Genomic DNA, 552 nt, shown 5'->3' with positions numbered 1-552 from the left:
AGCTGCTCCTGACCACAGCCGCCAAACTGCGCGCGCCCACGCTCAACGAAAGCGAAATCCGCCTGCTCGACCGCCATTTCAACCAACTCCAACGCGAGCTTCGGCTGACCGTCCGCCTCATCAAAGGCCACTACGCCCGCCGCATTCGCATCGATACTTCGCTCAATACCGAACTAAGCAAACCGGCCGCCCGCCTGCATTACGACTGGCAAGGCTTCCTCTGGCTCAGCACCAATATGCGTAACGAAATCGCCGCATTGGTGATCCTGTTGCAACGTTCGCGCAATAAATGGTTGGACAAAAAAGAATTGCAACGCTTGAAAGAATACCTACGCAACGATACCGATCCGGAGTAACAATAGGCCGTCTGAAAAACGCAAACTCACAAAATAAAAGCGAATTAGCCGCTGATGACATCAGCACATAAAAAAGGCCGCCTGAAACCCAATGGTTCAGACGGCCTCTTTCAATCAATCCAAGCAACAATAAATACCGCATAAAGCAAAATCCCCTGCGATTGCAGGGGATTTTTATATTTGGTTGCGGGAGCAG

At 51.3% G+C, this 552-nt stretch carries 1 pseudogene; it reads left to right on the top strand.

What is annotated here, in order from left to right:
- Positions 1 to 356 (top strand): annotated as a pseudogene (locus ACTHUM_RS18225) (FUSC family protein); the annotation flags it as partial.
- Between the last annotated feature and the right edge of the window lie 196 nt (positions 357 to 552).

Source organism: Neisseria sp. P0021.S006, assembly GCF_051956895.1.
The sequence above is the reverse complement of the archived record's forward strand: the minus strand, read 5'-3'. Positions and strand labels throughout refer to the sequence as shown.